Origin of the sequence: Pseudomonas sp. Z1-14 (genome assembly GCF_051132005.1) — a bacterium.
Lineage (GTDB): Bacteria > Pseudomonadota > Gammaproteobacteria > Pseudomonadales > Pseudomonadaceae > Aquipseudomonas.
In genome coordinates this window covers 1,416,381-1,442,946 of the sequence record NZ_CP071646.1, presented here as the reverse complement: position 1 = coordinate 1,442,946, position 26,566 = coordinate 1,416,381, and the positions used below count along the sequence as shown (strand labels likewise).

The following is a 26,566-nucleotide window of genomic DNA, read 5'->3' as shown; positions in this document are numbered from 1 at the left end:
TTCTGCCGTGGAGATGGAAACAAGTCCGCCCGCGTAGTACGCAGGCGGATTGCCATCAATCAATGATCATGGATTCTAGCGGCTATGGGCCAAACTTCAAGTAAGACTTTAAGTTTGCCCTACAAACTGTGCGTTTACTTGCGAGCCGTCACTACAGTCGGTGCCATGGCGAGGGCACGCTTGGCTTCGATGAAGGTCTTGCTCCAGTAGCTGTCGCCCAGGCTGTCGATTCGCACCCCACCGCTACGGCGGCTGCTGGAGTGGATGAACTGGTTGTCGCCCAGGTAGATACCGGCGTGGCTGACGCGACCGCGACGACCGTTGGTGCTGAAGAACAGCAGGTCACCGGGTTCGAGCTGGTTGCGAGCGACCAGCGGGGCCTTCACGTTGATCATTTCACGCGTGGAACGCGGCAGGGTCATACCCGCTTCTTCGCGAAACAGGTAGCCGATGAAGCCGCTGCAGTCGAAGCCGGCTTCGGAGGTCCCGCCAAAACGATAACGTGTGCCGATCAACGACATGCCGCGCTCCAGGATGCTGTCTGCCAGCACTGGAAGCTGATAAGGCTTGCTGCCGGCGAAGTCTGCCAGCTCTTTGTCGGAGGCCATTTCTTCCTGGAACGCAACGGCGGAAGACTGGGCGGTAACGGTGTTATTCACCTGTGGTTGGGGCGCTTGCTGGGTCACTGGGGAGTGGGCAGCGCAACCGAACAACAGGGTAACGAGTGCGAGAGGCACGAGGGGTGCGAAGCGATTTAGCATGGGCACGACCGTGGCTGAGGTAGTAAAGATGGCGAGACTATGCCTTCTATCAACCTCATTTGCAAATTCAATCGATGCAAATGTGACTTCTTGATTTCTCGTTTACATCTAAGCGCTTAAGCCCGTATTGAGCGGCTTGCAGGCCTCCAGCCCAGTAAAACCGCGGGCTTCGTCGGGTCAAGAAGAGGCTTTAAGCCATCATCTCGCGACCGTTTTACCAGCCTAAAGTTTCTTTCAAAAAAGGAATGGTCAGCTTGCGCTGGGCCTGGAGTGAGGCCTGGTCGAGACGTTCGAGCAGTTCGAACAGCGCGCTCATGCTGCGGGTGCCACGGGTGAGGATGAAATGCCCGACCTCGTCGGTCAGGTGCAGGCCGCGTCGAGATGCACGCAATTGCAACGCGCGAAGCTTGTCTTCGTCGGAAAGCGGGCGCATCTGGAAGATCAGCGCCAGGGTCAGGCGGGATTTCAAGTCGGCCAGCTTCACTGGCAACTCCCGTGGCGAGGTCGATGCGGCAATCAACAGGCGCCGGCCACTGTCGCGCAACCGGTTGAACAGATGGAACAACGCCTCTTCCCAATCGGCCTTGCCGGCCACTGCCTGGAGATCATCCAGACAGACCAGTTCGTACTGCTCCAGGTTGTCGAGGATTTCCACGCCGCGATCCAGCAGCTCGGCCAGTGGCAGGTACACGGCAGGCTCACCCAACTGCTCGAAGCGCAAGCACGCCGCCTGTAACAGATGCGTGCGCCCTACCCCGTCCTTGCCCCACAGATAGATCAGGCTCTCGGTCCAGCCGGCGTCGGCTTCGCAAAGCCGCTCGACATAGCCGAGTGCAGCGGCATTGGCGCCTGGGTAGTAATTGATGAAGGTGGCGTCGTCACGCAGACGCACACCAAGGGGCAGCTGAATCGGTTTCATGCTGACTGAACGGTTCCAAGGGAACCATTAGTGGCCTCTGTGTAAAGTTTGCAAAGTTTATACCCGTGGCGCGGACCGCACAATGCGCCGGACCACGAGCAAAATCAAAGGTTTGCAGCAGCAAGGGCACGGAGCGTCAGTTTCCCTGACGCCGCGCCTGCCATTTGCCCTAGAGGTCGGGGTCCTCTGCGCCGCTATATATGTCGGAATCCTTGTACAGATCGTGCATATGACGCACCAGCACCATGATCACCGCCGCCACCGGCAGCGCCAGCAGGATCCCGGTGAAGCCGAACAACTCGCCACCCGCCAGGATCGCGAAGATCACCGCCACCGGGTGCAAGCCGATACGATCTCCCACCAGCAACGGCGTCAGCACCATGCCCTCCAGCGCCTGCCCGACCATGAACACCGCGACGATGCCGACCATGGGATACAGGTCGCCGCCAAACTGGAACAGCCCGGCGATCAACGCCGCGCCAATCCCTATAACAAACCCCATGTAGGGCACGATGGCCGCCAACCCGGCGATCAGGCCGATCAACAGGCCCAGCTCCAACCCTACCAGCATCAGCCCCGCCGCGTAGATGAAACCCAACGCGACCATGACCAGCAACTGCCCCCTGACAAACGCCCCCAGCACTTCGTGGCATTCGCCAGTCAGCGTCATGATGCGTTCTTCGCGATGACGCGGCAGCAGGCTGCGGATCTTCGCCATCATCAGGTCCCAATCGCGCAGCAGATAAAAGGCCACCACGGGAATCAGCACCAGGTTCGCCAGCCAGCCGATCAGCGCCAGGCTCGAAGCCGTGGCCTGGCTCAATACCACGCCGACGATATCGGTGGTCTGCCCCATGTGCTCACTGATGGCGGCCTTGACCTTGTCGAACTTCCAGAAGCCGTCCGACAGGCCCAGCTTCGATTGCACCCAGGGCACTGCGGTGTGCTGCAGCCAATCGAGCATCTGCGGGGCCAGCTCGTACAGGCGCACCAGTTGCTTGGCCAGCATGGGTATCAGCACCAGCAGCAGAGCGCTGACGATCAAGGTAAACAACGCGAACACCGCCACCACGCCCCAGGTCCGGGACAGTCCGAGTTTTTCCAGGCGATCCACCACCGGATCGAACAGATAGGCCAGTAACAGCGCAACCAGGAACGGCGTGAGGATCGGGTGAAGCAAGTAGATAAATGCAATCAGCAGGGCGACCCCACCCAACCAGAACCAACGCCGCGTATCGCCCATGAACCACTCCTGCCCCTATAAAAGAAAGAAAACTACCAGCGGAATCGCAAGTTAGCCGCCGGCGACGGTGTCGGTGTCGCGACGGGAACCGTTCCGTCGGCGGCCGGCTGCGCCGCAGGCGCTTGCGCGACGGCTTCACCCGGCGGCAATTCCTGCAGTTTGGCCAGGGCCAGTTGTGCCTTCAATTGCTCGGCGCTGCCGTTGACCTTGTAGACGATCATGTCGCCCTCGACCCGCTGCACCTGGCCAGCGAACGGTTCGAGCAGGCGCCCCAACGCCGCGTAACGCTCAAGATTCATACCTTGGACTTCCAGCAACTGCTCGGTCGCCACGCCCGGCCTGGCCACGAAACGCGGCGCCAGGCGCTGGCTCACCGCCAACATCACGGCATCGGCCAGCGCAGCGGGATCGGCGCCCTGGGCGCTGCCCTGTTCGCGCTGGTCGCCCAGCCACAGGCGCCAGGTGGCCTGCCACTGGCCACCCTCCTCCTTGGCATGGACTGCCAGCAAGGCATCCGAGCCATACCGGTCCGACGCCTCACGCAACGGCGCCGGGTCGTTGCCTTGCAACGTCGGCGCGGTGGCGACAATCTGCTCACTCAAGTCCGCCAACGGCAAGTGCAACGGCAAGCCCCGGTGCTGGGCCGCGCGGCGCAGAGGCGTGGCGCTGGCCTGGCCATCGCCGACCAGGCTGGAGCCTTCTGCCGAGTCATTCAGCCACCAGCCTAGAATAGATGGACGATTCGCGCCCCAGAGCGGCAGCCCCGCCGAACGCAATGCCCGGTCGGTGCTGGCGGGATCGAAGTCCACCTGCAGGCTTTCCGGAGGACCGGCCTCGTAGCCGTACTGCAGAATGATCTGCTGCGGGTCCTTGCGGATCGCCGCCAGGCCGGAGTTCTGCGCGGCCTTGGCGTCGCCGGTCAGGCGCAGCACCAGGGTGTCCAACGCTCGCAACGTTGCCTGGTTACGCTCATCCGGCGCCTGGCTGCTGACCGGCTCACGCACCTGATAAAGGTTATTGAGGGTTTCGGCATGGCTCGCCAGGCTGATCAGCGACAGGCAGCCCATGGACAAGAATTTGAAAAGACGCATGGAAGATTCCCGGACATAACGGCTGGCACCGGCCGTGTGGAGAAGATTGAGCATGGCTGTGACCACGGCACCGGGGAAAACATTCACCACCCGGCGCAGTTTTCTACTGTCATAACCATAGCCGCTTACCGCTACACCTTATACAGACGCGTCGCCCAGTACCAATACAAGAAATAACGGTTTTTTTTGGCGGATATGTCCCTGCCCGTCGGCGCGAGGATGGCCGCTGGTCCACAAGCCTGATAAAATCGCGCGCCTTCGCAGACCGGCAATGGCTGGGCTCCCGGAATAATTCGTACAACGGTTATTCAATGGCCCCGGCGATCGGTCGTTACCCAGAAATCCCCCCTTTAAAGGCCTGGATCATGAGCAAGCAACCCTCCCTGAGCTACAAGGACGCCGGTGTAGACATCGACGCCGGTGAAGCATTGGTCGAACGCATCAAGAGCGTCGCCAAGCGCACCGCGCGCCCGGAAGTCATGGGCGGCCTGGGCGGTTTCGGCGCCCTCTGCGAGATCCCGGCCGGCTACAAGCAACCGGTCCTGGTCTCGGGTACCGACGGCGTCGGCACCAAGTTGCGCCTGGCCTTGAACCTGAACAAGCACGACAGCATCGGCATCGACCTGGTGGCCATGTGCGTGAATGACCTGGTGGTCTGCGGCGCCGAACCACTGTTCTTCCTCGACTACTACGCCACCGGCAAACTCAACGTCGACACCGCCGCCCAGGTCGTGACCGGCATCGGCGCCGGCTGTGAATTGTCCGGCTGCTCCCTGGTCGGCGGCGAAACCGCTGAAATGCCAGGCATGTACGAAGGCGAAGACTACGACCTGGCCGGTTTCTGCGTCGGCGTCGTGGAAAAGGCCGAGATCATCGACGGTTCGAAAGTCGCCGCCGGCGACGCCCTGCTCGCCCTGCCATCTTCCGGCCCGCACTCCAACGGCTACTCGCTGATCCGCAAGATCATCGAAGTCTCGGGCGCCGATATCGAGAACACCCAGCTCGACGGCCAGCCACTCGCCGACCTGCTGATGGCCCCGACGCGCATCTACGTCAAGCCCCTGCTCAAGCTGATCAAGGACACCGGCGCCGTCAAGGCCATGGCCCACATCACTGGCGGCGGTCTGCTGGACAACATCCCGCGCGTGCTGCCAAAAGGCGCCCAGGCCGTGGTCGACGTGGCGAGCTGGACCCGCCCGGCGGTGTTCGACTGGCTGCAGGAAAAAGGCAACGTCGATGAAACCGAAATGCACCGCGTGCTGAACTGCGGCGTGGGCATGGTCATCTGCGTGGCCCAGGAGCACGTCGAAACCGCGCTGAACGTCCTGCGCGACGCGGGCGAGCAGCCTTGGGTCATCGGCCAGATCGCCACCGCGGCCGAAGGCGCCGCACAGGTCGAGCTGAAAAACCTCAAGGCACACTGATGTCCGCAACCTGTGACGTCGTGGTGCTGTTGTCCGGCACCGGCAGTAACCTGCAGGCCCTGATCGACAGTACACGGACCGGCGACAGCCCGGTCCGGGTCCGCGCGGTGATTTCCAACCGCGCCGATGCCTACGGCCTGCAACGTGCCAAGGAGGCGGGTATCGATACCCGCGTCCTCGATCACCAGGCGTTCGACGGCCGCGAGGCCTTCGATGCCGCGCTGATCGAACAGATCGACGCCTTCAATCCGCAACTGGTGGTCCTGGCCGGTTTCATGCGCATCCTCAGCGCCGGTTTTGTGCGTCACTACCAGGGCCGCCTGTTCAATATCCATCCGTCGCTGCTGCCCAAATACAAAGGGTTACACACTCACCAGCGTGCGCTGGAGGCCGGTGACACGGAGCATGGCTGCTCGGTTCACTTTGTCACCGAGGAACTCGATGGCGGACCACTGGTCGTACAGGCAGTAATACCGGTAGAGTTGCACGACACGCCGCAAAGCCTGGCGCAACGGGTCCACGCCCGCGAACACCAGATCTACCCGATGGCCGTGCGTTGGTTTGCCGAAGGCCGGCTGACACTCGACGATCGCGGAGCCTCACTGGACGGCCAGTTGCTCGCCGCCAGCGGCCATTTGATTCGATACTAGGAGATTTTATGCGTCGCGCCCTGCTCTTCGCTTGCGCTCTGCTTGCCCTGCCCCTGGCACAGGCCGCAGACCTTCAACCGTTCTCCGCCAGCTATACCGCCGACTGGAAACAGCTGCCCATGAGCGGCACCGCCGAGCGCAGCCTGACCAAGGAGGCCAACGGCACCTGGAAGCTGAGCTTCAAGGCATCGATGATGATCGCCAGCCTGACCGAAGAAAGCACCCTGACCCTGGACAAGGACACCCTGCTGCCGCAGTCCTATCACTTCGAGCGCGGCGGCCTGGGTAAAGCCAAGAAAGCAGACCTGGACTTCGACTGGAACGCCAAGATGGTCACCGGCACCGATCGCGGTGACGCGGTCAAGCTGCCATTGAACCGCGGCATGGTCGACAAATCCACGTACCAACTGGCCCTGCAGCACGACGTGGCGGCCGGTAAGAAAAGCATGAGTTATCAGGTCGTCGATGACGGTGAAATCGATACCTATGACTTCCGCGTGCTTGGTTCGGAAAAAGTCGACACCAAGGCCGGCCAGATCGACGCCATCAAGGTCGAGCGCGTGCGCGACCCGACACAAAGCAAGCGCATCACCGTGCTCTGGTTCGCCAAGGACTGGGATTACCTGCTGGTACGCCTGCAGCAAGTCGAGACCGACGGCAAGGAGTACAACATCATGCTGCAGGACGGTACGGTCAACGGCAAGGCTGTGAAAGGCAGCTGATCAACTCCGAATGCAAAAAGCCCCGCAGATGCGGGGCTTTTTAATGCGAGGATTTCAGGTTCACTGTGGGAGCGAGCCTGCTCGCGAAAGCGGTGTGTCAGTCAACATCCTTACCGGCTGATCCGACGCTTTCGCGAGCAGGCTCGCTCCCACAGGGTTAGGCGTCCGCTTGACGACATGAAATTTTCTTCATGAACGCCACCTGCGACCAAACGCCGCGCCCTGCCTGGCCTGCACGAGGGCTGCGCGCTTCATGAAAACTTCTTAATCGCCCCGGCCATTTACTTAGCTCGCTATCCAAATCTATAACAAAACCCTGCACACGCCTTGCTGCAGATAACAGAGATTGGAGCTTGCAAGATGACTGTGAAAGTAACTGAACGCGACGATGCCCACATGTCCCACGAAGGTATTGCCGCCGGGATCCGGATCTGGGATGTGCATCAACAGGATCTGCTGGTGGGCATGTTCCATTCCGAGACGGACGCTCATAACTACAAGGCCGAGCTGGAACGTGAGGAGCGGCAGCGTTTGCGTGAGACCGTAGAATCCTGAACCACACAAAACACCTGTGGGAGCGGGCTTGCTCGCGAAGGCGGAGTGTCAGGTAACGATTATGTCGACTGATCCACCGCTTTCGCGAGCAAGCCCGCTCCCACACTAGGTTTTGCGTTTAGCTTGCTGCCCCGCTTACCACATCAAATCATCAGGAATCTGATACGCCGCGTACGGATCATCGGCATCCACTTCTTCGGTCTGGGTGTTGAGCTGGACGATGCGCTTGGGGTCGCGTTCCTGGATCTTCAGCGCCGCTTCGCGCGGGATCACTTCATAGCTCCCGGCATGATGGACGATCGCCAGGGAACCGCTGCTCAGCTTGTTACGCATCAGCGCATTGACCGAGATGCGCTTGACCTTCTTGTCGTCGACGAAGTTGTAGTAGTCATCGGTGGTCAGCTTCGGCAGGCGCGACACCTCGATCAATTGCTTGATCTGCGCGGCACGGGCCTTCTGCTCGGCCTTTTCCTGCTGCTGGCGGTTGAGCTCCTGGTCGCGCTTGACCTTCTCGGCCATGGCTTCCTGGGCCGCACGCTGCTGGGAGTCGTCCAGTTCGACCTGGCCTTTGTGGGCCAGGCGTTGCTGCTTCTGTTTCTCTTTGCCGACCTGCTTGGCCTGCTTTTGGTTGACCAGCCCTGCTTTGAGCAACTGGTCGCGAAGGGAAAGGCTCATGGTGCTTACTCACTTAGGCAACGGCCTCAGCCACAGCTGGGCAAATTCTTTTCCTGACGTTTGGCTTCGCCCCACAAGGCGTCCAACTCTTCGAGGGTGCAATCTTCCATGGGACGGTGGGTCTCGCGCAATGCCTGTTCGATAAATCGGAAACGTCTTTCAAACTTTGCATTGGCGCCACGCAGGGCCGTTTCGGGGTCGACTTTCAAGTGTCGAGCCAGGTTCACCACGCTGAACAGCAGGTCACCCACTTCGTCGCTGATGGCCGCGGTGTCATTGTCCGCCATGGCTTCGAGCACTTCGTCGAGCTCTTCACGGACCTTATCGAGCACCGGCAGCGGTCCCGGCCAATCGAAACCGACCTGACCGGCGCGCTTCTGCAACTTCGCCGACCGCGACAAGGCCGGCAATGCCGCCGATACATCATCAAGCAGTGACAACTGCTCGGGCACCGAGGCCTTCTCGGCGCGCTCCTCTGCCTTGATTTCCTCCCAACGCTGCTTGACCTGCTCTTCGCTCAGGCGCGGGGTATCCACGGCTGCGTAAAGGTCACCGGTGGGAAACACATGGGGATGGCGGCGAATCAGCTTGCGGGTGATGCTATCGACCACGCCGGCGAATTCGAAACGGTTTTCTTCCCGGGCCAGCTGGCTGTAATACACCACCTGGAACAGTAAATCGCCCAATTCACCTTGAAGGTGATCGAAGTCGCCGCGCTCGATGGCGTCGGCCACTTCGTAGGCTTCCTCCAGGGTGTGAGGGACGATGGTTGCGTAGGTTTGCCTGATGTCCCACGGGCAGCCGTATTGCGGGTCGCGCAAGCGGTTCATCAGGTGGAGCAGGTCTTCGAGGCTGTACATCAATCATCCCACCACAAAAAATCCCTGTGGGAGCGAGCCTGCTCGCGAAAGCGGTACATCAGTCAAAACATACCAGCTGACACACCGCCTTCGCGAGCAGGCTCGCTCCCACACTTTTGGACTGTGCCTGACCTTTAGCCCGGTGTCCGATTACGCCGGGTCTCGATGATGTTCGGCAACTGGGAAATCCGCCCCAGCAACCGCCCCAGTGCATCCAGCCCCGGAATCTCGATGGTCAGGGACATCAGCGCGGTGTTGTCCTCCTTGTTCGAGCGGGTGTTGACCGCCAGCACGTTGATCCGCTCGTTGAGCAGCACCTGGGACACGTCACGCAGCAGGCCGGAACGGTCGTAGGCGCGGATGATGATGTCCACCGGGTAGGTGAGCACCGGCACCGGGCCCCAACTGACCTGGATGATCCGCTCCGGTTCGCGACCGGCCAGTTGCAGCACCGAGGCGCAATCCTGGCGGTGAATGCTCACGCCACGGCCCTGTGTGATGTAGCCGACGATCGCATCCCCCGGCAGCGGCTGGCAGCAGCCCGCCATCTGGGTCATCAGGTTGCCCACGCCCTGGATCTGGATGTCGCCGCGCTTGCCGGGCTTGTAGCCGGTGGCCTTGCGCGGGATCAGTTCCAGTTGCTCGTTGCCGCGTTCCGGCTCAACCAGTTGCTGGGCGAGGTTGACCAGTTGCGCCAGGCGCAGGTCGCCGGCGCCAAGGGCGGCGAACATGTCCTCGGCGGTCTTCATGTTGGCTTTTTCAGCCAGCTTGTCGAAATCCACCTGCGGCAGGCCCAGGCGACTCAGCTCGCGCTCGAGCAGGGTCTTGCCGGCGGCGACGTTCTGGTCACGGGCCTGCAACTTGAACCAATGGACGATTTTCGCCCGCGCCCGCGAAGTGGTGATGTAGCCCAGGTTCGGGTTCAGCCAGTCGCGGCTCGGCGTGCCGTGCTTGCTGGTGATGATTTCGACCTGCTCGCCGGTCTGCAGGCTGTAGTTGAGCGGCACGATCCGCCCGTTGATCTTGGCGCCACGGCAGTTGTGACCGATCTCGGTGTGCACCCGGTAGGCGAAGTCCAGCGGCGTCGAGCCCTTGGGCAAGTCGATGGCGTGGCCGTCGGGAGTGAAGATGTAGACCCGGTCCGGCTCGATGTCGACCCGCAGCTGTTCCGCCAGGCCGCCGATGTCACCCAGTTCCTCGTGCCATTCCAGCACCTGGCGCAGCCAGGAGATTTTCTCTTCGTAATGGTTGGACCCGGACTTGACGTCGGTGCCCTTGTATTTCCAGTGGGCACAAACCCCCAGCTCGGCTTCTTCGTGCATGGCATGGGTGCGGATCTGCACCTCCAGCACCTTGCCTTCCGGGCCGATGACCGCGGTGTGCAGGGAGCGGTAGCCGTTTTCCTTCGGGTTGGCGATGTAGTCGTCGAATTCCTTGGGAATGTGCCGCCACAAGGTATGGACGATCCCCAGCGCGGTGTAGCAATCGCGCATTTCCGGAACCAGCACGCGCACGGCGCGAACGTCGTAGATCTGGCTGAATTCGAGGCCTTTGCGCTGCATTTTGCGCCAGATCGAATAGATGTGCTTGGCCCGGCCACTTATATCGGCTTCTACGCCGGTGGCCTGCAATTCCTCACGCAACTGAGTCATGACATCGGTGATGAAGCGCTCGCGATCCAGCCGTCGTTCATGCAACAGCTTGGCGATCTGCTTGTACTGGTCAGGCTCCAGGTAGCGGAAGGACAAGTCCTCCAGCTCCCATTTGATGTGACCAATACCGAGACGGTGGGCCAGCGGCGCGTAGATGTCGAACACCTCACGGGCGACACGGTTGCGCTTTTCATCGTCGGCGGATTTCACGGCGCGGATCGCGCAGGTGCGCTCGGCCAGCTTGATCAGCGCGACACGCACGTCGTCGACCATGGCCACGAGCATCTTGCGCAGGTTTTCCACCTGGCCCTGGGTGCCCAGGACCATGGACTGGCGCGGGCTGAGGCTGGCGCTGATGGCCGCCATGCGCAGAACGCCGTCGATCAGCTTGGCGACCACGGTGCCGAAACGCTGGTTGACCATCGGCAGCTGGATCTGCCCTTCACGCACGCCGCGGTACAGCACCGCGGCGACCAGCGAGTCCTGGTCGAGCTTGAGGTCGGCGAGGATTTCGGCGATCTCAAGGCCCGTCTGGAAACTCGAGGTGCCTTCGGACCACAGGTTCTTCGCCGCGTTGTGTTGCTGTTCTGCCTCGCGAGCGAACTCGCAGGCTTGCTTCAAGGCTTCGCGATCCAGTGCCGGATCGATACTGACCGCGTGATCGAGCCAAGCCTCGAGATTGATACTGCCGTCGGTGTTGATCGGCTGGTGTGCTCTCACCTGTACCATCTTTACTTACCTTCCCTATGACGCAGATTCAATGCGTCCACATCGCTGACCTTCGTTGCCCGTGTTTCCGCCCAGGGCTGTGGCGGGTCGGCACGAACGGGTCAGTCGGACAAGCCATCCTGGCTCGCTTCAAATAACGCCATGGCCTCGACATGCGCCGTCTGAGGAAACATATCGAGAATCCCGGCACGTTTTAACCGGTAGCCCTGCTTGATCAATTCGACCGTGTCCCGGGCCAAAGTTGCCGGGTTGCACGACACATAAACCAGCCGCCTGGCACCCAGCGAGGCCAGCTTGCGCACCACCTCGAAAGCACCATCACGGGGTGGGTCCAAGAGTACCGCAGAAAAGCCTTCGCCGATCCACTCGGCACCCGCTAAAGGCTGGGATAAATCGGCCTGAAAAAAGGCAGTGTTATGCAAATTGTTGCTGAGGGCGTTCGCCGCCGCGCGCTCGACCATGGTCTGCACACCCTCCACCGCCACCACCTCGCGCACCTGCCTGGCCAGCGGCAAGGCGAAGTTGCCCAGGCCACAGAACAGGTCCAGCACTCGCTCATCGGGTCGAGGCGCCAGCCATTGCAGCGCCTGGGCGACCATCGCCTCGTTGACGGCGGCGTTCACCTGGATGAAATCCCCCGGCCGGTAAGCCAGCTCCAGGTCCCAGGTTTCCAGGCGATAACCCAGGGCCTGCCCCGGATCGACCGGTTGCGGCTCGCCTTCGCCATGCAGCCACAATTGGGCTTGGTGGAACGCGCAGAAATCCTTGAGGATCGTCAGGTCGGCTTCCGACAACGGCACCATGTGCCGCAGCAATAACGCCAGGGACGAGCCGGCGAACAACTCGACATGGCCCAAAGCCTGAGGTTTACCCAAACGACGAAGCATTTCCGGCAAGCGGCTCATGATCGGCTGCAAGGGCTGTACCAGCACCGGACATTCGCCAATGGCTACGATGTCCTGGCTGCCGACGGCACGGAAACCCACTTCAAGCTTTTTCGCTTTCTGGTCCCAGCGCACCGCCACCCGGGCGCGACGACGGTAGCCGAATTCCGGCCCGCTCAACGGCGCGGCCCACTCATCCGGCTCGACACCCGCCACCCGCGACAGTTGCTCGGCGAGCATGCGCTGTTTCAGGGCGAGCTGTTCGCCATGGGGCAAATGCTGGACGCTGCAACCGCCGCAGCGACCGGCATGCACGCAGGGCGCTGCACGACGCAGTTCGCTGGAGGAAAACACCCGTTCGGTGCGGGCCTCGACCACTTTGCCGTGGGCACCGAGCACCCGCGCCTCGACCTCTTCACCCGCCAGGGCGCCGATGACAAACCAGGTCCGCCCGTCGACAAACGCAATGCCCCGGCCATCGTTGGCCAGGCGTTCAATGGTCAGGCGCTGCTTCTTGCCGGTGGGCACTTGCGGGGCCCGGCTTCCGCCGCTGGGCTGGAAGCGCAAGCCTCTTTCTTGTTTGGCCATCAGTTGGGCGCGTCGAAGATGCCGGTCGACAGGTAACGGTCGCCACGGTCGCAGATGATCGCGACGATCACTGCATTTTCCACTTCCTTCGACAAACGCAGCATGCCCGCCACGGCACCGCCCGAAGACACGCCGCAGAAAATACCTTCTTCACGGGCCAGGCGACGGGTCACGTCTTCGGCTTCGCTCTGGGCCATGTCGATGATGCGATCCACGCGATCGGCCTGGTAGATCTTCGGCAGATATTCCTCGGGCCAGCGGCGAATGCCGGGGATGGCCGAGCCTTCCATCGGTTGCAGGCCGATGATCTGCACGTTCGGGTTCTGTTCTTTCAGGTAGCGAGAAGTACCCATGATGGTGCCGGTGGTGCCCATCGAGCTGACGAAATGGCTGATCGTGCCGTCGGTCTGGCGCCAGATCTCCGGGCCGGTGGTGGTGTAGTGGGCTTCTGGATTGTCGCCGTTGGCGAACTGATCGAGCACTTTGCCCCGGCCCTCGGCCTGCATGCGCTCGGCCAGATCACGGGCACCTTCCATGCCCTCTTCCTGGGTCACCAGGATCAGCTCGGCGCCATAGGCCGTCATCGCCGCCTTGCGCTCGGCGCTGGAGTTGTCGGGCATGATCAGGATCATCTTGTAGCCCTTGATCGCCGCCGCCATCGCCAGGGCGATGCCGGTGTTGCCGGAGGTCGCCTCGATCAGCGTGTCGCCGGGGCGGATCTGCCCGCGCAATTCGCCACGGGTGATCATCGACAGCGCCGGCCGGTCCTTGACCGAACCCGCCGGGTTGTTGCCTTCGAGCTTGAGCAAAAGCGTATTGCTGGTCGCGCCAGGCAGGCGCTGCAAGCGAACCAGCGGAGTGTTGCCGACGCAATCGGCGATGGTTGGGTACTGCAAAGTCATGGCGTATTCGCAATCCGGGCTGCGGGGGCGCCTATCATACCGGCAAACCCGGCGAGGCCATATCACGCAAAGTGTGGTGGTTATGGCTTATGGGAATAAGCAGCTCCAGCCCAAACGCATTCACGTGGCGAGGGAGCTTGCTCCCGCTGGGTGACGAAGTCGCACCAATTCGGGTTTGGTGGTGTCAGGCAGGTTGCAGGGGGCCGCTGCGCGCCCCAGCGGGAGCAAGCTCCCTCGCCACGGGGGCGGTGGCTGCTTGAGTGGCGACCAGACGCAGGTTCAACCGCAAGCCCTTCCTGCCGTTCTGCGCCCACAGCCGCCCACCCTGGCGCGCCAGCGCATTACGGGCAATGCTCAGCCCCAGCCCGAAACCGCCGTCTCCCGGGCGAGAGCCATCGAGACGGGTGAACGGGTCGAAGATACGCTCAAGATCCTGCTCGGCCACGCCACCGCCTTCGTCTTCAAGCCACAGCAGCCAGAAACCGCTCTCACGTCGACCGTCCAGCCGCACCACGCCGCCGGGCGGCGAGTGACGGATGGCGTTGCGCAGGATGTTTTCCAAAGCTTGCGCCAAGGTATTGAGGTTGCCTTGGACCCAGCAATCGGCATCGACCGCACATTGCAGTTGAGCGCTGGGCCAGCCGCTTTCGTAACAGGCATTTTCCGTGAGCATTTCCCACAAGGCCTGGACCTGGATCGCCTCGACCGCCAACGGCGCGCGTTCGGTGTCCAGCCAGGCCAGTTGCAGGGTGTCCTCGACCAGTCGCTGCATGCCCTCGACTTCCCGGGCGACGCGCTCGCGCAACTGGTCCAGGTCCTGCTCGCTGTCGCTGGCGACTTGCAGGCGACTCAGCGGTGTGCGCAGCTCATGGGACAGGTCGCGGAGCAGTTGTTGTTGCAGCGCGACGGTCGATTGCAACCGCTCGGACATGTGATCGAACGCCCGACCCAGCTCACCCAGTTCGTCGGCACGCTCGGTGGTGCGGCTGGACAGGCGCACGCCCAACTGATCGGCCCGCCAGGCATTGGCCTGTTCGCGCAGTTGATTGAGCGGCACCACCAGCAGGCGATACAGCCCGACACAGAGCAACAGGGTGAACAGTCCGGGGATCACGCCGTTGGTCATCACACGCCAGAACAACTGGTACTGCCCCGGCAGGAAACGCTCGGGCAGTTCGATCACCAGGCTGCCGACGGACGGGTCGCCGGGGAACGGCACCCGCAGCCACGGTCGCCCCTTCTTGTGGATCGGCCAATCGAGGCCACGGAGGAAGGTCAGCCGCTCGACCTCTTTCTCGGTCAACGGCTGCCCGCTCAACGATTGCAGGTCGGGGCCGATCACCCCCACCCAGCTTGCCTCGCGCGGCTGCATGCCTTGCAACCAGCGGTCCACCCCCGCCTGTCGGCCGGAACGCCAGGCGTGCTCGGCCTCGGCGGCGTAACGCGTGAGGGTGCCGCGGGCCTGGTCCGAGAGAAACTGGTTGCGCTCCTCCATATAACGGCCCCAGGACCAGCTCAGCCAGATCATCAGCAGACAGAACGCCACCAGCAGGCATGCCAGTTTCCAGAACAACGAGTGCCGCCCAGGCAGATCAGACCACTTCATCGACGGCACTCAACACGTAGCCCTTGCCCCACACCGTGCGCAGCTCCCGCGCGGTGTAGCCGATAGACTTGAGCTTGCGGCGGATCTGGCTGACATGCATGTCCAGGCTGCGATCATGCGGTGCATAGCCGCGCTGCAACACATGCTGATAGAGGAAGGCCTTGCTCAGGACTTCACTGTCACTGCGGTGCAGGACGTCGAGCAAACGGTATTCGCTGCGCGTCAGCCCTGCCCATTGGCCCTGGACCTGTACATCGCTGCGCTGCTCATCAAAGTCCAGGTCCTGCGCCTGGGGCAGAGTCATCATTTGAGCCGGGCGCCGATCCAGCGCCACTCGGCGCAGGATGGCCTCGATGCGCACACGCAACTCCGCCATGCTGAACGGTTTGGGCAGGTAATCGTCGGCGCCGAGGCGAAAGCCGCTGATGCGATCCGCTTCCGCGCCGAGGGCAGACATCAGCAACACCGGGGTCGAATGACTCAGGCGCAAACGGGTCAGCACTGCAAGGCCATCCAGCCCGGGCAGCAGGATGTCCATCAGCACCACGTCGAAAGCCTGCCGGCAGGCGATATCCAGGCCATCCTGGCCGTTCTGGCACCAGGTCACTTCGAAGCCGTTGCGGGCCAGGTGCTCATGGACATAAGCACCCAGCACGGGGTCGTCTTCGATGGCAAGGATGCGCGGCGGCACAGCGGGGATGGGATTCATCAGTATCTGCAAACAATTCTCAGTTGGACGATTATTCAAGATCGGCTCCCGACAGGCAACCGCCGTGTATCGCCACGGCAAATGGCCAGCCGGTCGGGATGCGCGAGGACATGAATTTTACGAAGAAGGCTCGCCTGCAAATCGCTACACTGCGCAGATGTTGCGCGCCGGATGCGCGCAAAGCTCAATCGGACCGCTGGATGCAGGAGACAAGTGTGCTCAAGAAACTGGGAATCAAAGGCCGTGTGCTGCTGCTCACCCTGCTGCCGACCACCTTGATGGCGCTGGTCCTGGGCGGTTATTTCACCTGGATGCAGCAATCGGACCTGCACGCTCAGTTGCTGCAACGCGGTGAAATGATCGCCGAACAACTGGCCCCGCTGGTCGCTCCGGCCATGAGCCGCCAGGACATCGAGCTGCTGGAACGCGTCGCCACCCAGTCTCTCGAGCAAGCCGACGTTCGCGCGGTGACCTTCCTCGCCCCCGACCGCACACCGCTCGCCCATGCCGGCCCGACCATGCTCAACCGGGCGCCGGAGGGCAACAGCAGCCAACTGCTGCAACGCACCGGCAACGATGCCACACGCTACCTGCTGCCGGTGTTCGGCAAGCATCGCAACCTGGCTGGCGAACTGATTCCCGAAGAAGCCGATCGCCTGCTGGGCTGGGTCGAGCTGGAGCTCTCCCACAGCGGCATGTTGCTGCGCGGTTACCGCAGCCTGTTCGCCAGCCTGTTGCTGATCGCCGCCGGCCTGGGTTGCACCGCGCTGCTGGCCCTGCGCATGGGCCGCACCATCAATCGACCGCTGAGCCAGATCAAACAGGCCGTGGCGCAGCTCAAGGACGGGCATCTGGAAACCCGCCTGCCACCGTTGGGCAGCCAGGAGCTGGATGAGCTGGCGTCGGGTATCAATCGCATGGCCGGCACCTTGCAGAATGCTCAGGAAGAGTTGCAGCACAGCATCGACCAGGCCACCGAAGACGTGCGCCAGAACCTGGAAACCATCGAGATCCAGAACATCGAACTGGACCTGGCCCGCAAGGAAGCGCTCGAAGCGAGCCGGATCAAGTCCGAATTCCTCGCGAACATGAGCCATGAAATCCGCACGCCGCTCAACGGCATCCTCGGTTTCACCCATTTATTGCAGAAAAGCGAGCTGACCCCGCGCCAGCTCGACTATCTGGGCACCATTGAAAAATCCGCCGACAGCCTGCTCGGCATCATCAACGAGATTCTCGACTTCTCGAAGATCGAGGCCGGCAAGCTGGTGCTCGACAGCATCCCCTTCAATTTGCGGGACCTGCTGCAGGACACCCTGACCATCCTCGCCCCCGCCGCCCACGCCAAACAGCTGGAGCTGGTGAGCCTGGTCTACCGCGACACGCCGTTGTCGCTGGTGGGTGACCCGCTGCGGCTCAAGCAGATCCTCACCAACCTGGTGAGCAACGCCATCAAGTTCACCCGTGAAGGCACCATCGTCGCCCGCGCCATGCTCGAAGATGAGCACGAAGACAGCGTGCAGTTGCGCATCAGCATCCAGGACACCGGCATCGGCCTGTCCAGCCAGGACGTGCGGGCGCTGTTCCAGGCCTTCAGCCAGGCCGACAACTCCTTGTCCCGGCAGCCCGGCGGGACCGGTCTGGGCCTGGTGATTTCCAAGCGACTGGTGGAACAGATGGGCGGTGAGATCGGCGTCGACAGCACGCCGGGCGAAGGCTCGGAGTTCTGGATCAGCCTGCGCCTGCCCAAGACCCGTGACGACGCCGAAGACCTGCCCGGCCCGCCGCTGCTGGGGCGCCGCGTGGCGGTTCTGGAAAATCACGAGCTGGCCCGCCAGGCCTTGCAGCACCAGTTGGAGGACTGCGGTTTGCAGGTGACGGCGTTCAATACCCTGGAAAACCTGACCAACGGCGTCACCGTCGCCCACCAGACGGATCAGGCGATTAACCTGGCCGTACTCGGCATCACCAGCAACGACATGCCGCCGGAGCGTCTCAACCAACACATCTGGGACCTCGAGCACTTGGGCTGCAAGGTGCTGGTGCTGTGCCCCACTACCGAACAGACGCTGTTTCATCTCTCGGTGCCCAACCCCCACAGTCAATTGCAGGCCAAGCCGGCCTGCACCCGCAAGCTCCGCCGGTCGCTTTCCGACCTGGTCAACCCGCGCCCGACCCGCAACGAACCCAATGAACCGGTGGCCAGCCGCGCGCCAAAAGTGTTGTGCGTGGACGACAACCCGGCCAACCTGCTGCTGGTGCAGACCCTGCTCGAAGACATGGGCGCCCGGGTGCTGGCGGTGGAAAGTGGTTACGCGGCGGTCAAGGCCGTGCAGAAGGAAACCTTCGACCTGGTCCTGATGGACGTACAAATGCCCGGCATGGATGGCCGCCAGAGCACCGAAGCGATCCGCCAATGGGAAAGCGAGCGGCATTGCACGCCACTGCCGATCGTCGCCCTCACCGCCCACGCCATGGCCAACGAGAAGCGCGCCCTGTTGCAAAGCGGCATGGACGACTACCTGACCAAGCCTATCAGCGAGCGGCAATTGGCCCAGGTCGTACTCAAGTGGACCGGCCTGGCGCTGCGCAACCAGACCCCGGATCGGGGCGCTGATGCCCAAGGCAGCAGCGAGCTGCTGGTGCTCGACCACGAGGAAGGCCTGCGCCTGGCCGCCGGCAAGGCCGACCTGGCGGCGGACATGCTGGCGATGTTGCTCGCGTCCCTTGAAGCCGACCGCGAAGCGATCCGCCAGGCCAGCGAGGCCAACGACCACAACGCCCTGATCGAACGGGTCCACCGCCTGCACGGGGCCACGCGCTATTGCGGCGTACCGCAACTGCGCGCCGCCTGCCAGCGCAGCGAAACCTTGCTCAAGCAGCAAGACCCGCGGGCTGCCGCGGCTCTGGAAGACCTGGACCGTGCCATCCACAGGCTGGCCAGCGAGGCGCGCATCAGCGCCTGACCCAGCGCAATGGTCACCGGCGCAATGGCTGTTAAGCTCGGTTCATCCCAGCGCCAGGAGGCCGCCATGCGTGCAATTCTATTCAGCAGCCAGACCTACGATCGTGACAGTTTCAGCAAGGCCGCCGTACCCGCCGGCCTTGAATTGCAATTCCAGCCGGCACGCCTGAGCCTGGACACCGTGGCCCTGGCCGAACGGTGCGAGGTGGTGTGCGCCTTCATCAACGACGACCTGAGCGCGCCGGTGCTGGAACGACTCGCGGCCGGCGGCACCCGGCTGATTGCCCTGCGCTCGGCCGGCTTCAACCATGTCGACCTGCCCGCCGCCAAGCGTCTGGGGCTGAGCATCGCCCGGGTGCCGGCCTACTCGCCCCATGCGGTGGCTGAACATGCGGTGGCATTGATCATGGCCTTGAACCGCTGCCTGCACCGCGCCTGCAACCGCACCCGGGACGGCAATTTCAGCCTGAATGGCCTGACCGGCTTCGACCTGGTGGGCAAGACCGTTGGCGTGGTCGGAACAGGACAGATCGGCGCAACCTTCGCCCGGATCATGGCCGGTTTCGGTTGCCAGTTGCTGGCCTACGACCCGTTCCCCAACCCTCAGGTCGAAGCCTTGGGGGCCCGCTACCTGCCTTTGGCCGATCTGCTGGCGCAGGCGCAGATCATCAGCCTGCACTGCCCGCTCAACGACCAGAGCCGACACCTGATCAATGCTCATTCCCTGGCAACCCTGCAACGCGGCGCCATGCTGATCAACACCGGACGCGGCGGCCTGGTGGATACGCCGGCACTGATCGAAGCGCTGAAAAGCGGCCAGCTGGGTTACCTGGGGCTGGATGTCTACGAGGAAGAGGCCGAATTGTTCTTCGAGGACCGCTCCGACCTGCCGTTGCAGGACGATGTGCTCGCGCGGCTGCTGACCTTTCCCAATGTCGTGGTGACCGCACACCAGGCGTTCCTGACTCGCGAAGCACTGGCCGCGATTGCCACCACCACCCTCGACAACATCGCCGCCTGGGCGGCTGGCGCTCCGCAGAACCTGGTGGATGGCTGACCCCAGCAACAAGACTTGTGGGAGCGAGCTTGCTCGCGATGGCAATGGATCAACCTGCCTTGATGTCGACTGACACACCGCCATCGCGAGCAAGCTCGCTCCCACAGGGATGGAGTTTCGTCGGCTTGACCTTCATCAGGCCCGCCATCTGGATCATCCCAAGCCAGCCCCCGTGCTAGCATGTCGCGCCTATCTGGAGGACCCATGGCCGAACACGATTTTCGCTACACCCTGATGAACCCGCAGCACACCTTGACCGAGGTCCGCGCCCTGGCGCCGGGCCGTTACCAGGTCACCGGCAATGGCGGCTCGATCCAGGCCAACGATGTATTGCTCGTCACCCTCAAGGGCAGCAAGGATCTTTCCATGCGCCTGACCGTCGACACCGTTCGCCATCTGCTCAAGCCGATCGGCCAATGGACCGCCATGACCACCGGTCCGGTGTTCGGTGAACTGGCGATCCACACCTGGCAGGTCAAGTGCGACCAATGCGCCAAGGAACTGAGCTTCGAGTTCGCCGTCGATGCCAAGCTCGGCACCAAGGCCCAGAAACCGGCCGCCAGCGCACGCATTGCCGAGCTGGGCTGGACGACCGACGGGGAGAAACACCGGTGCCCGAAATGCCAGGAAGCCGCCTGATGAAACATCTGGTCCTGGCCACGCTGATGGGCGTCGGCCTGATGGGCTGCGCCGCCGATCCGGTGCAACTGCAACACAACCGCAGCTACATCCTCGAATGGATCGGCGAGCGGCCGTTGATGGATTACAGCCACCTGACCGTCACCCTCGACGACGATGGCCGTGCCTACGGCAATGCCGGCTGCAACCACTGGTTCGCGCCCTACACCTTGGAAGGCGACCGCTTGAGTTTCGGCAGGATCGGCAGCACCCGCAAACTCTGCGCCCCGGCGTTGATGGAGCAAGAGACGCGTTTCTTGCAGGCGCTGGAGAAGGTCGAACGCTGGGACGTATCGCCTACGGGCCAGACGCGTTTCTGGCCGGCCCAGGGCAAGCCGCTGCGGTGGTGGTTGGAAGAGGGTTGAACCTGGGCTGACCGATGCACCAGTCCGGACTAGAGAAAAGGTTGACTCCTGTGGCCTGGTTAACCCCCCTGTGGCGAGGGAGCTTGCTCCCGCTGGGCTGCGAAGCGGCCCCAAAATGGATCTGCCACTGCGCTGTGTCAGATAGAAAGCAGGGGCCTGCTGCGCAGTCCAGCGGGAGCAAGCTCCCTCGCCACAAAAAACCTGCCTCGCCATGGAGTGCTATTTCAGCGCCTGCAACGCCTCCAGCCTGGCCATTACCGCCGCCGCCGTCTGCTCTCCCAGCAGTTGCTCACGCACCTTGCCCTGGGTATCGATGATATACGTCACCGGCAGGCCTTCGCTGCGCGGGACATCAAAGAACTCGGCCGGATCCCGGGCCAGTACGGTGAAGCGGATGCCCAGCTTCTCGCTGGCACTCTTGAGTTCTTCGCCTTGCACCTGATCGAAGTTGACCCCGAAGACACTTACGTTGCGTCCCTTGAGCTGTTCGGCCAAGGCATTAAATTCGGGGATTTCAGTGCGACACGGCGCGCACCACTCGGCCCAGTAGTTGAGCACCAGCCATTGGTTGTCCAGCCGCTGCGCGGCAATTGGCTGACCGTTCTGGTCCACGCCGTAATCGTTGCCGCAGCCGCCGAGCAATAAAAAGCCGATGAATGTCAGTGCCGCCGCCAATCGCCTTGCCATGTGCCGATCCTTGTCTGAATGTGAACAGCTGCGCGCCCCATCAGGTGCTAGGGGCCTCGCAGCACAGTAGAATAGCCGCCACCTTACGCAAGATGCGACCCGCTCATGACTGATCTGACGCTTTATCACAACCCGCGCTGCTCGAAATCCCGCGGTGCGCTGGAACTGTTGCAAGCCCGTGGCCTGGCGCCAACCGTGGTCCGCTACCTCGAAACCCCGCTGGACGCTGCGCAGCTGGAGCGGCTGCTGGGCAAGCTCGGCATTGAGGCACGCCAGTTGTTGCGCACCGGCGAAGATGAATACAAGACCATGGACCTGGCTGACGAAAGCCTGAGCCAGGCGCAGTTGATCGCCGCCATCGCCGCCCACCCGAAACTGATGGAACGGCCGATTCTCGAAGTCGGCGACAAAGCGGTGATCGGCCGCCCACCGGAAAAGATCCTGGAGATCCTGCCGTGAGCACGCCCTATATCCTGGTGCTGTATTACAGCCGCAGTGGCTCTACCAACGAAATGGCCCGCCAGATCGCCCGCGGCGTCGAGCAGGCCGGGCTTGAAGCCATGTTGCGCACGGTGCCGGCGATTTCCACCGAATGCGAGGCGGTGGCGCCGGATATCCCCGAACAGGGCCCGCTCTACGCCAGCCTCGATGATCTGAAGAACTGCGCCGGCCTGGCCCTGGGCAGTCCGACCCGCTTCGGCAACATGGCCGCGCCGCTCAAATACTTCCTCGACGGCACCAGCAACCTCTGGCTGACCGGCGCCCTGGTGGGCAAGCCGGCCGGGGTGTTCACCTCCACCGCGAGCCTGCATGGCGGCCAGGAAACCACGCTGTTGTCGATGATGCTGCCACTGCTGCACCACGGCATGCTGATCACCGGCCTGCCCTACAGCGAGTCGGCCCTGATCGACACCCAGGGCGGCGGCACACCCTACGGCCCGAGCCACCACGCCGGCGCCGACGGTAAAAGCGGCTTGAATGAACACGAAGTCGCCCTGTGCCGCGCCTTGGGCCTGCGCCTGGCAAAAACCGCTTTGTTGCTGGAGAACCGCCGTGGCTAAGAAGCCGAAGATCCTGCCGCCGGTCGAGTGGCTGGAGCCGCGTGTGCACATCGCTCGTAACCTCAGCCTGCTGTGCTTTTTCGGCCTGGTGGGGCTGCTCAGTGGGTATTACCTGCTGATCGCCGATCTGCACGGCGCGCGCCCCTGGGTGATTCTGCTGATCGAACTGGTGCCACTGCTGCTACTCGCGCCGGGCATGCTCAGCGGCAGCGCGCGCGGGCATTCGTGGATGTGCTTCGTGGTGAATCTGTATTTCATCAAGGGCGCGCTGGCGGCCTACGATCCGAACCGGCAATGGTTCGGCGTGCTGGAGATGGCGGCGAGCGTGGCGCTGTTCTGCTCGGCATTGCTATATGTGCGCTGGCGTTTCCAGTTGAACCGGCGGTTGGCTGGCGAGGGCGAGATCTCCGTCGCCTGAGAAACCGCTTTCGCGAGCAGGCTCGCTCCCACAGGGGATTTGTGACACCACAGATCCAGTGTGGGAGCGAGCCTGCTCGCGAAAGGAGCGACGCGGTCTCAATGATTCACTGTATAAGCCAGCATCATCGAGATCTGGCTCAGCGGCCGCCCGCCACTCTCTTCATGCCACTGGTTGAACGCATTCTGCACGGTAGCCAGGTCCCGCAGGCTGGTCGGGACTTTATCGATGAGGTCCTGGGCATTGAGCGCCGCCACGACGTCATAGCTGGGCACGAACGTATCCTTGCCCATCATCCGCAGGAAACGCGGCGCCGACAGGCCGCCCAACTGATGGCCGTGTTTTTTCAGGTAGGTCCACAAGCCGACGATATCGGTCACCGGCCAATCGGCGATCATCGCACCGAAGCTGCCCTTTTCATGGGCCACATCCAGCACCAGCTGCGCGTTGCGCGGCACGCTCTTGAGCTTACCGAGGTGGCGGATGATCCGTGCATCCTGCATCAGCCGCTCCAGGTGCTCGGCACTCATCAGCACGACCTTTTCCGGGTCGAACCTGAAAAACACCTCTTCGAACGCCGGCCATTTCGCATCGACCAGGCTGTGCTTGAGCCCCGCGCGAAACACCCGCAGCGCCATGGTCGAGAGGTAGCGATCATCGCTGATCTTGCGCAGTTGCGCCGGGGTCTTGGGTACAGGCAGGTGGGCTTCCAATTCAGCCGCCGAACCGAAGCGGTTCAGACAATACTCGTGCAGCCACTTGTAATCGCGCATGCCCTCTCCTGGGATTGAAATGAAAACGGCGCTTGCAAGCGCCGTGAATGCAAGCTGTCGGTAGCGTCAGAGATTCACCACATTGACGAACCGAGGCGTGGCGCTTTCGTCGATGCGCAGGTTGGCGAAATCGAACAGGTTGCGGTCCGCCAGTTGCGACGGAATGACGTTTTGCAGGCCCCGGAAAATGCTCTCGGTACGGCCCGGGGTCTTGCGCTCCCATTCCTGGAGCATCTCCTTGACCACCTGGCGTTGCAGGTTTTCCTGGGAGCCGCACAGGTTGCAGGGAATGATCGGGAACTGCTTGAAATCCGAATAGGCCTGGATGTCCTTCTCGCTGCAATAGGCCAGCGGACGGATCACCACGTTGCGCCCGTCGTCGGCGCGCAGCTTGGGCGGCATGGCCTTGAGCGAGCCGTTGTAGAACATGTTGAGGAAGAAGGTCTCGACGATATCGTCGCGGTGGTGACCCAGGGCCATCTTGGTCGCGCCGATCTGGTCAGCGAAGGTATAGAGCGTTCCACGGCGCAGGCGCGAGCACAGCGAACAGGTGGTCTTGCCTTCGGGGATCAGTTCCTTGACCACCGAATAGGTGTCTTTCTCGACGACGTGATATTCAACGCCCAACGATTCGAGGTAGGCCGGCAGCACGTGCTCGGGAAAGCCCGGCTGCTTCTGGTCCATGTTCACGGCAACGATGTCGAACTTGATCGGCGCAACTTTCTGCAGATGCATCAGCACGTCGAGCAAGGTGTAGCTGTCCTTGCCGCCGGACAGGCAGACCATGACCTTGTCGCCATCCTCGATCATGTTGAAATCGGCGACGGCCTCACCGGCCAGGCGGCGCAGGCGCTTTTGCAGTTTGTTCTGGTTGACCGTGAGAGTGCCCATGACGCGAAATCCGTGAGGTGTGACGAAAGGCCGGCATTTTACGCAAAAAATCCCTCCCGTGGCACCGCCCTTCGTGGCGAGGGAGCTTGCTCCCGCTGGGTTGCGAAGCGACCCTCTGGGACTGCCCTGTTGGCGTCTGCTTCGCAGCCGAGCGGGAGCAAGCTCCCTCGCCACGGGGCGGATTTGCCTGGCATGGCGTACAGCGCACAGATCAGGTCGCGATTAAGCCGCTTCGTTACAGCGCGATTTGCTCTAAGCCGCCCATCCCCTTGGCGGTCACTCCTTTCTATACTGCGGCATAAGGTCGCACACACTTACAGACCTTTACTTACCCGGCCCTTTGGCCCGTAGGCGCTCCGTTGGGGGGCGATGGCAATAACAAAGGAGTGACTGACTATGATCCATCATGTCGTGGGGCTCTTTACCCACCCTGATCAAGAATGGAAGGAAATCCGTGGCGATCAGGAGGAAAGCATCAGCCACATGTACCTCACCCACACGCTGATCCTCGCGGCTATCCCGGCGGTGTCGGCGTTCATCGGCACCACGCAGGTGGGATGGGTCATCGGCAATCGCCCACCGGTCATGCTCACCCTGGAAAGCGCGCTGTGGATGACCATCATGTCGTACCTCGCGATGTTGGGCGGCGTGGCGGTGATGGGCGCGTTCATCCACTGGATGGCTCGCACCTATGACGCCAACCCGAGCCTGGCCCGTTGTGTCGCGTTCGCCACCTACACCGCGACGCCGTTGTTCATTGGCGGGCTGGCAGCGCTCTACCCGCACATGTGGCTGGGGATGATCGTCGGCACCGCGGCGATCTGCTACACGGTCTACCTGCTGTACGTGGGTTTGCCGACGTTCATGAACATCCCGCAGGACGAAGGCTTCCTGTTTTCCAGCTCGGTGCTGGCCGTCGGCCTGGTCGTGCTGGTCGCCATCATGGCGTTCACGGTCATTGTCTGGGGATTGGGCGTGGGTCCGGTCTATACCAACTGAAGGCTTGCACACGCCCTCCGGGAAAAAAGACGATCTGCCAACACAGGCCGCCGCAAGGCGGCCTTCCTGTGCCTGGGGCCGGCGAAACGACCGCTGGGCAGCTGGGCGATTCGCAACGGCCAGCGCTTGCGGCATACTCGGCTTTCTGGAGACCCGTAAAGCATGCTCGAGCAACTCAATACCCGCGTCGAAGAGTGTTACCAACAAGCCGAATCCTTTTTCAAACGTCCTTTCAAACGCCCGGTGGTCAGCCTCAAGTTGCGCGGCCAGAAGGCCGGTGTCGCGCACCTTCATGAAAACCTGCTGCGTTTCAATCCCCAGCTGTACCGGGAAAACGCCGACGACTTTCTCAAGCAGACCGTTGCCCACGAAGTCGCGCACCTGATCGCCCATCAGTTGTTTGGCGACCGCATCCAGGCCCATGGCGAGGAATGGCAACTGATCATGCGCGGGGTCTACGAACTGCCGCCCAACCGTTGCCACACCTACGAGATAAAACGCCGCACCGCCACCCGCTACATCTACAAGTGCCCGTGCGACGGCAGCGACTTCCCCTTTACCGCACAGCGCCACAGCCTGGTCCGCCAGGGGCGGCGGTACTTGTGCCGAAGTTGTCGCAATACGTTGGTGTTCAGCGGGGAGACGCGGGTCGAGTAGCTGGTTTTTGTAGTGTCTGGGTTGGCCCCTTCGCGAGCAGGCTCG

General features: G+C 62.4%; 27 protein-coding genes. 13 read left to right on the top strand and 14 right to left on the bottom strand.

Annotated features, from left to right (window positions below):
- Positions 1-134: 134 nt before the first annotated feature.
- From J3P89_RS06820 to J3P89_RS06805, 4 genes are all read right to left on the bottom strand, one after another.
- Complete coding sequence (locus tag J3P89_RS06820; protein WP_434572429.1) at positions 135-761, bottom strand: C40 family peptidase; 627 nt, start codon at positions 759-761, stop codon at positions 135-137.
- Positions 762-975: 214 nt separating this feature from the next.
- The gene (gene hda, locus J3P89_RS06815; RefSeq protein WP_003178999.1) at positions 976-1,680 is read right to left on the bottom strand and encodes a DnaA regulatory inactivator Hda; all 705 of its coding nucleotides are present in this window, start codon (positions 1,678-1,680) and stop codon (positions 976-978) included.
- Positions 1,681-1,849: 169 nt separating this feature from the next.
- Positions 1,850-2,923: an AI-2E family transporter gene (locus tag J3P89_RS06810; protein ID WP_305499429.1), complete on the bottom strand. Its 1,074-nt coding sequence runs from the start codon at positions 2,921-2,923 to the stop codon at positions 1,850-1,852.
- A gap of 32 nt (positions 2,924-2,955) precedes the next feature.
- Positions 2,956-4,014, bottom strand: coding sequence for a DUF2066 domain-containing protein (locus tag J3P89_RS06805; protein ID WP_434697081.1), 1,059 nt, complete (start codon positions 4,012-4,014; stop codon positions 2,956-2,958).
- Positions 4,015-4,379: 365 nt separating this feature from the next.
- Here J3P89_RS06805 and purM point away from each other — a divergent pair, with 365 nt between their 5' ends.
- The 4 genes from purM (at position 4,380) to J3P89_RS06785 (ending at position 7,365) form a co-directional block, all read left to right on the top strand.
- Positions 4,380-5,438, top strand: coding sequence for a phosphoribosylformylglycinamidine cyclo-ligase (purM, locus tag J3P89_RS06800; RefSeq protein WP_434572426.1), 1,059 nt, complete (start codon positions 4,380-4,382; stop codon positions 5,436-5,438).
- Complete coding sequence (purN, locus tag J3P89_RS06795) at positions 5,438-6,088, top strand: phosphoribosylglycinamide formyltransferase (protein WP_434697080.1); 651 nt, start codon at positions 5,438-5,440, stop codon at positions 6,086-6,088. The genes purM and purN overlap by 1 nt, the downstream gene beginning before the upstream one ends.
- An 8-nt stretch (positions 6,089-6,096) precedes the next feature.
- Positions 6,097-6,810: a DUF3108 domain-containing protein gene (locus J3P89_RS06790; protein WP_305499421.1), complete on the top strand. Its 714-nt coding sequence runs from the start codon at positions 6,097-6,099 to the stop codon at positions 6,808-6,810.
- Between the two features lie 360 nt (positions 6,811-7,170).
- On the top strand, positions 7,171-7,365 hold the full coding sequence (locus J3P89_RS06785; protein ID WP_434697079.1) for a hypothetical protein: 195 nt from the start codon (positions 7,171-7,173) through the stop codon (positions 7,363-7,365).
- A gap of 135 nt (positions 7,366-7,500) precedes the next feature.
- Here the strand turns inward: J3P89_RS06785 and J3P89_RS06780 are convergent, their stop codons facing one another.
- From J3P89_RS06780 to J3P89_RS06750, 7 genes are all read right to left on the bottom strand, one after another.
- Positions 7,501-8,040: a DUF2058 domain-containing protein gene (locus J3P89_RS06780; protein WP_305499418.1), complete on the bottom strand. Its 540-nt coding sequence runs from the start codon at positions 8,038-8,040 to the stop codon at positions 7,501-7,503.
- Positions 8,041-8,066: 26 nt separating this feature from the next.
- Positions 8,067-8,900: a nucleoside triphosphate pyrophosphohydrolase gene (mazG, locus tag J3P89_RS06775; protein ID WP_434697078.1), complete on the bottom strand. Its 834-nt coding sequence runs from the start codon at positions 8,898-8,900 to the stop codon at positions 8,067-8,069.
- A 134-nt stretch (positions 8,901-9,034) separates the two neighbouring features.
- Positions 9,035-11,281 (bottom strand): GTP diphosphokinase, encoded by a 2,247-nt coding sequence (relA, locus tag J3P89_RS06770; protein WP_434601575.1) that lies wholly within the window; start codon positions 11,279-11,281, stop codon positions 9,035-9,037.
- Positions 11,282-11,382: 101 nt separating this feature from the next.
- The gene (gene rlmD, locus J3P89_RS06765; RefSeq protein WP_434697077.1) at positions 11,383-12,753 is read right to left on the bottom strand and encodes a 23S rRNA (uracil(1939)-C(5))-methyltransferase RlmD; all 1,371 of its coding nucleotides are present in this window, start codon (positions 12,751-12,753) and stop codon (positions 11,383-11,385) included.
- Positions 12,753-13,655 (bottom strand): cysteine synthase CysM, encoded by a 903-nt coding sequence (gene cysM / locus J3P89_RS06760; protein ID WP_305499413.1) that lies wholly within the window; start codon positions 13,653-13,655, stop codon positions 12,753-12,755. The genes rlmD and cysM overlap by 1 nt, the downstream gene beginning before the upstream one ends.
- 184 nt (positions 13,656-13,839) lie before the next feature.
- Positions 13,840-15,261 (bottom strand): histidine kinase sensor domain-containing protein, encoded by a 1,422-nt coding sequence (locus J3P89_RS06755; protein ID WP_434697076.1) that lies wholly within the window; start codon positions 15,259-15,261, stop codon positions 13,840-13,842.
- Complete coding sequence (locus J3P89_RS06750; RefSeq protein ID WP_434697075.1) at positions 15,248-15,970, bottom strand: response regulator transcription factor; 723 nt, start codon at positions 15,968-15,970, stop codon at positions 15,248-15,250. The genes J3P89_RS06755 and J3P89_RS06750 overlap by 14 nt, the downstream gene beginning before the upstream one ends.
- Before the next feature lie 215 nt (positions 15,971-16,185).
- Here J3P89_RS06750 and J3P89_RS06745 point away from each other — a divergent pair, with 215 nt between their 5' ends.
- The 4 genes from J3P89_RS06745 (at position 16,186) to J3P89_RS06730 (ending at position 21,035) form a co-directional block, all read left to right on the top strand.
- Positions 16,186-18,936, top strand: coding sequence for a response regulator (locus J3P89_RS06745; protein ID WP_434697074.1), 2,751 nt, complete (start codon positions 16,186-16,188; stop codon positions 18,934-18,936).
- A 66-nt stretch (positions 18,937-19,002) separates the two neighbouring features.
- Complete coding sequence (locus J3P89_RS06740) at positions 19,003-19,992, top strand: 2-hydroxyacid dehydrogenase (RefSeq protein ID WP_434629041.1); 990 nt, start codon at positions 19,003-19,005, stop codon at positions 19,990-19,992.
- Between the two features lie 204 nt (positions 19,993-20,196).
- Positions 20,197-20,631 (top strand): hypothetical protein, encoded by a 435-nt coding sequence (locus J3P89_RS06735; RefSeq protein WP_434572413.1) that lies wholly within the window; start codon positions 20,197-20,199, stop codon positions 20,629-20,631.
- Positions 20,631-21,035 (top strand): META domain-containing protein, encoded by a 405-nt coding sequence (locus tag J3P89_RS06730; protein WP_434697073.1) that lies wholly within the window; start codon positions 20,631-20,633, stop codon positions 21,033-21,035. The genes J3P89_RS06735 and J3P89_RS06730 overlap by 1 nt, the downstream gene beginning before the upstream one ends.
- Positions 21,036-21,254: 219 nt before the next feature.
- Here J3P89_RS06730 and J3P89_RS06725 read toward each other — a convergent pair whose 3' ends face one another.
- Complete coding sequence (locus J3P89_RS06725; protein WP_434697072.1) at positions 21,255-21,722, bottom strand: TlpA family protein disulfide reductase; 468 nt, start codon at positions 21,720-21,722, stop codon at positions 21,255-21,257.
- A 105-nt stretch (positions 21,723-21,827) separates the two neighbouring features.
- Between J3P89_RS06725 and arsC the strand changes: the two genes are divergently transcribed.
- The 3 genes from arsC to J3P89_RS06710 are packed head-to-tail and all read left to right on the top strand — an operon-like array spanning position 21,828 to position 23,201.
- On the top strand, positions 21,828-22,181 hold the full coding sequence (gene arsC, locus J3P89_RS06720; protein ID WP_434697071.1) for an arsenate reductase (glutaredoxin): 354 nt from the start codon (positions 21,828-21,830) through the stop codon (positions 22,179-22,181).
- A complete protein-coding gene (gene wrbA / locus J3P89_RS06715) occupies positions 22,178-22,783 on the top strand; it encodes an NAD(P)H:quinone oxidoreductase (protein ID WP_434697070.1) in 606 nt (201 codons plus the stop codon). The genes arsC and wrbA overlap by 4 nt, the downstream gene beginning before the upstream one ends.
- A complete protein-coding gene (locus J3P89_RS06710) occupies positions 22,776-23,201 on the top strand; it encodes a DUF2069 domain-containing protein (RefSeq protein ID WP_434697069.1) in 426 nt (141 codons plus the stop codon). Before wrbA ends, J3P89_RS06710 begins: the two co-directional genes overlap by 8 nt.
- Positions 23,202-23,299: 98 nt before the next feature.
- Here J3P89_RS06710 and J3P89_RS06705 read toward each other — a convergent pair whose 3' ends face one another.
- Positions 23,300-23,974, bottom strand: coding sequence for a DNA-3-methyladenine glycosylase I (locus tag J3P89_RS06705; RefSeq protein ID WP_434697068.1), 675 nt, complete (start codon positions 23,972-23,974; stop codon positions 23,300-23,302).
- A gap of 66 nt (positions 23,975-24,040) precedes the next feature.
- Positions 24,041-24,865: a tRNA 2-thiocytidine(32) synthetase TtcA gene (gene ttcA / locus J3P89_RS06700; RefSeq protein WP_434697067.1), complete on the bottom strand. Its 825-nt coding sequence runs from the start codon at positions 24,863-24,865 to the stop codon at positions 24,041-24,043.
- A 396-nt stretch (positions 24,866-25,261) separates the two neighbouring features.
- Here ttcA and J3P89_RS06695 point away from each other — a divergent pair, with 396 nt between their 5' ends.
- Positions 25,262-25,864: a Yip1 family protein gene (locus tag J3P89_RS06695; RefSeq protein WP_305499396.1), complete on the top strand. Its 603-nt coding sequence runs from the start codon at positions 25,262-25,264 to the stop codon at positions 25,862-25,864.
- 162 nt (positions 25,865-26,026) lie between these two features.
- Positions 26,027-26,521, top strand: coding sequence for a SprT family zinc-dependent metalloprotease (locus J3P89_RS06690; protein ID WP_434656316.1), 495 nt, complete (start codon positions 26,027-26,029; stop codon positions 26,519-26,521).
- Positions 26,522-26,566 lie beyond the last annotated feature (45 nt).

Coding starts and splice junctions, on each gene's coding strand:
- relA (WP_434601575.1), bottom strand. CDS start 11,281: ATGGTACAGGTGAGAGCACACCAGCCGATCAACACCGACGGCAGTATC.
- ttcA (WP_434697067.1), bottom strand. CDS start 24,865: ATGGGCACTCTCACGGTCAACCAGAACAAACTGCAAAAGCGCCTGCGC.
- J3P89_RS06750 (WP_434697075.1), bottom strand. CDS start 15,970: ATGAATCCCATCCCCGCTGTGCCGCCGCGCATCCTTGCCATCGAAGAC.
- J3P89_RS06735 (WP_434572413.1), top strand. CDS start 20,197: ATGGCCGAACACGATTTTCGCTACACCCTGATGAACCCGCAGCACACC.
- J3P89_RS06705 (WP_434697068.1), bottom strand. CDS start 23,974: ATGCGCGATTACAAGTGGCTGCACGAGTATTGTCTGAACCGCTTCGGT.
- J3P89_RS06725 (WP_434697072.1), bottom strand. CDS start 21,722: ATGGCAAGGCGATTGGCGGCGGCACTGACATTCATCGGCTTTTTATTG.
- cysM (WP_305499413.1), bottom strand. CDS start 13,655: ATGACTTTGCAGTACCCAACCATCGCCGATTGCGTCGGCAACACTCCG.
- J3P89_RS06810 (WP_305499429.1), bottom strand. CDS start 2,923: ATGGGCGATACGCGGCGTTGGTTCTGGTTGGGTGGGGTCGCCCTGCTG.
- J3P89_RS06690 (WP_434656316.1), top strand. CDS start 26,027: ATGCTCGAGCAACTCAATACCCGCGTCGAAGAGTGTTACCAACAAGCC.
- rlmD (WP_434697077.1), bottom strand. CDS start 12,753: ATGGCCAAACAAGAAAGAGGCTTGCGCTTCCAGCCCAGCGGCGGAAGC.
- hda (WP_003178999.1), bottom strand. CDS start 1,680: ATGAAACCGATTCAGCTGCCCCTTGGTGTGCGTCTGCGTGACGACGCC.
- purN (WP_434697080.1), top strand. CDS start 5,438: ATGTCCGCAACCTGTGACGTCGTGGTGCTGTTGTCCGGCACCGGCAGT.
- J3P89_RS06695 (WP_305499396.1), top strand. CDS start 25,262: ATGATCCATCATGTCGTGGGGCTCTTTACCCACCCTGATCAAGAATGG.
- J3P89_RS06790 (WP_305499421.1), top strand. CDS start 6,097: ATGCGTCGCGCCCTGCTCTTCGCTTGCGCTCTGCTTGCCCTGCCCCTG.
- arsC (WP_434697071.1), top strand. CDS start 21,828: ATGACTGATCTGACGCTTTATCACAACCCGCGCTGCTCGAAATCCCGC.
- J3P89_RS06820 (WP_434572429.1), bottom strand. CDS start 761: ATGCTAAATCGCTTCGCACCCCTCGTGCCTCTCGCACTCGTTACCCTG.
- J3P89_RS06805 (WP_434697081.1), bottom strand. CDS start 4,014: ATGCGTCTTTTCAAATTCTTGTCCATGGGCTGCCTGTCGCTGATCAGC.
- mazG (WP_434697078.1), bottom strand. CDS start 8,900: ATGTACAGCCTCGAAGACCTGCTCCACCTGATGAACCGCTTGCGCGAC.
- J3P89_RS06755 (WP_434697076.1), bottom strand. CDS start 15,261: ATGAAGTGGTCTGATCTGCCTGGGCGGCACTCGTTGTTCTGGAAACTG.
- J3P89_RS06730 (WP_434697073.1), top strand. CDS start 20,631: ATGAAACATCTGGTCCTGGCCACGCTGATGGGCGTCGGCCTGATGGGC.
- J3P89_RS06740 (WP_434629041.1), top strand. CDS start 19,003: ATGCGTGCAATTCTATTCAGCAGCCAGACCTACGATCGTGACAGTTTC.
- purM (WP_434572426.1), top strand. CDS start 4,380: ATGAGCAAGCAACCCTCCCTGAGCTACAAGGACGCCGGTGTAGACATC.
- J3P89_RS06785 (WP_434697079.1), top strand. CDS start 7,171: ATGACTGTGAAAGTAACTGAACGCGACGATGCCCACATGTCCCACGAA.
- J3P89_RS06780 (WP_305499418.1), bottom strand. CDS start 8,040: ATGAGCCTTTCCCTTCGCGACCAGTTGCTCAAAGCAGGGCTGGTCAAC.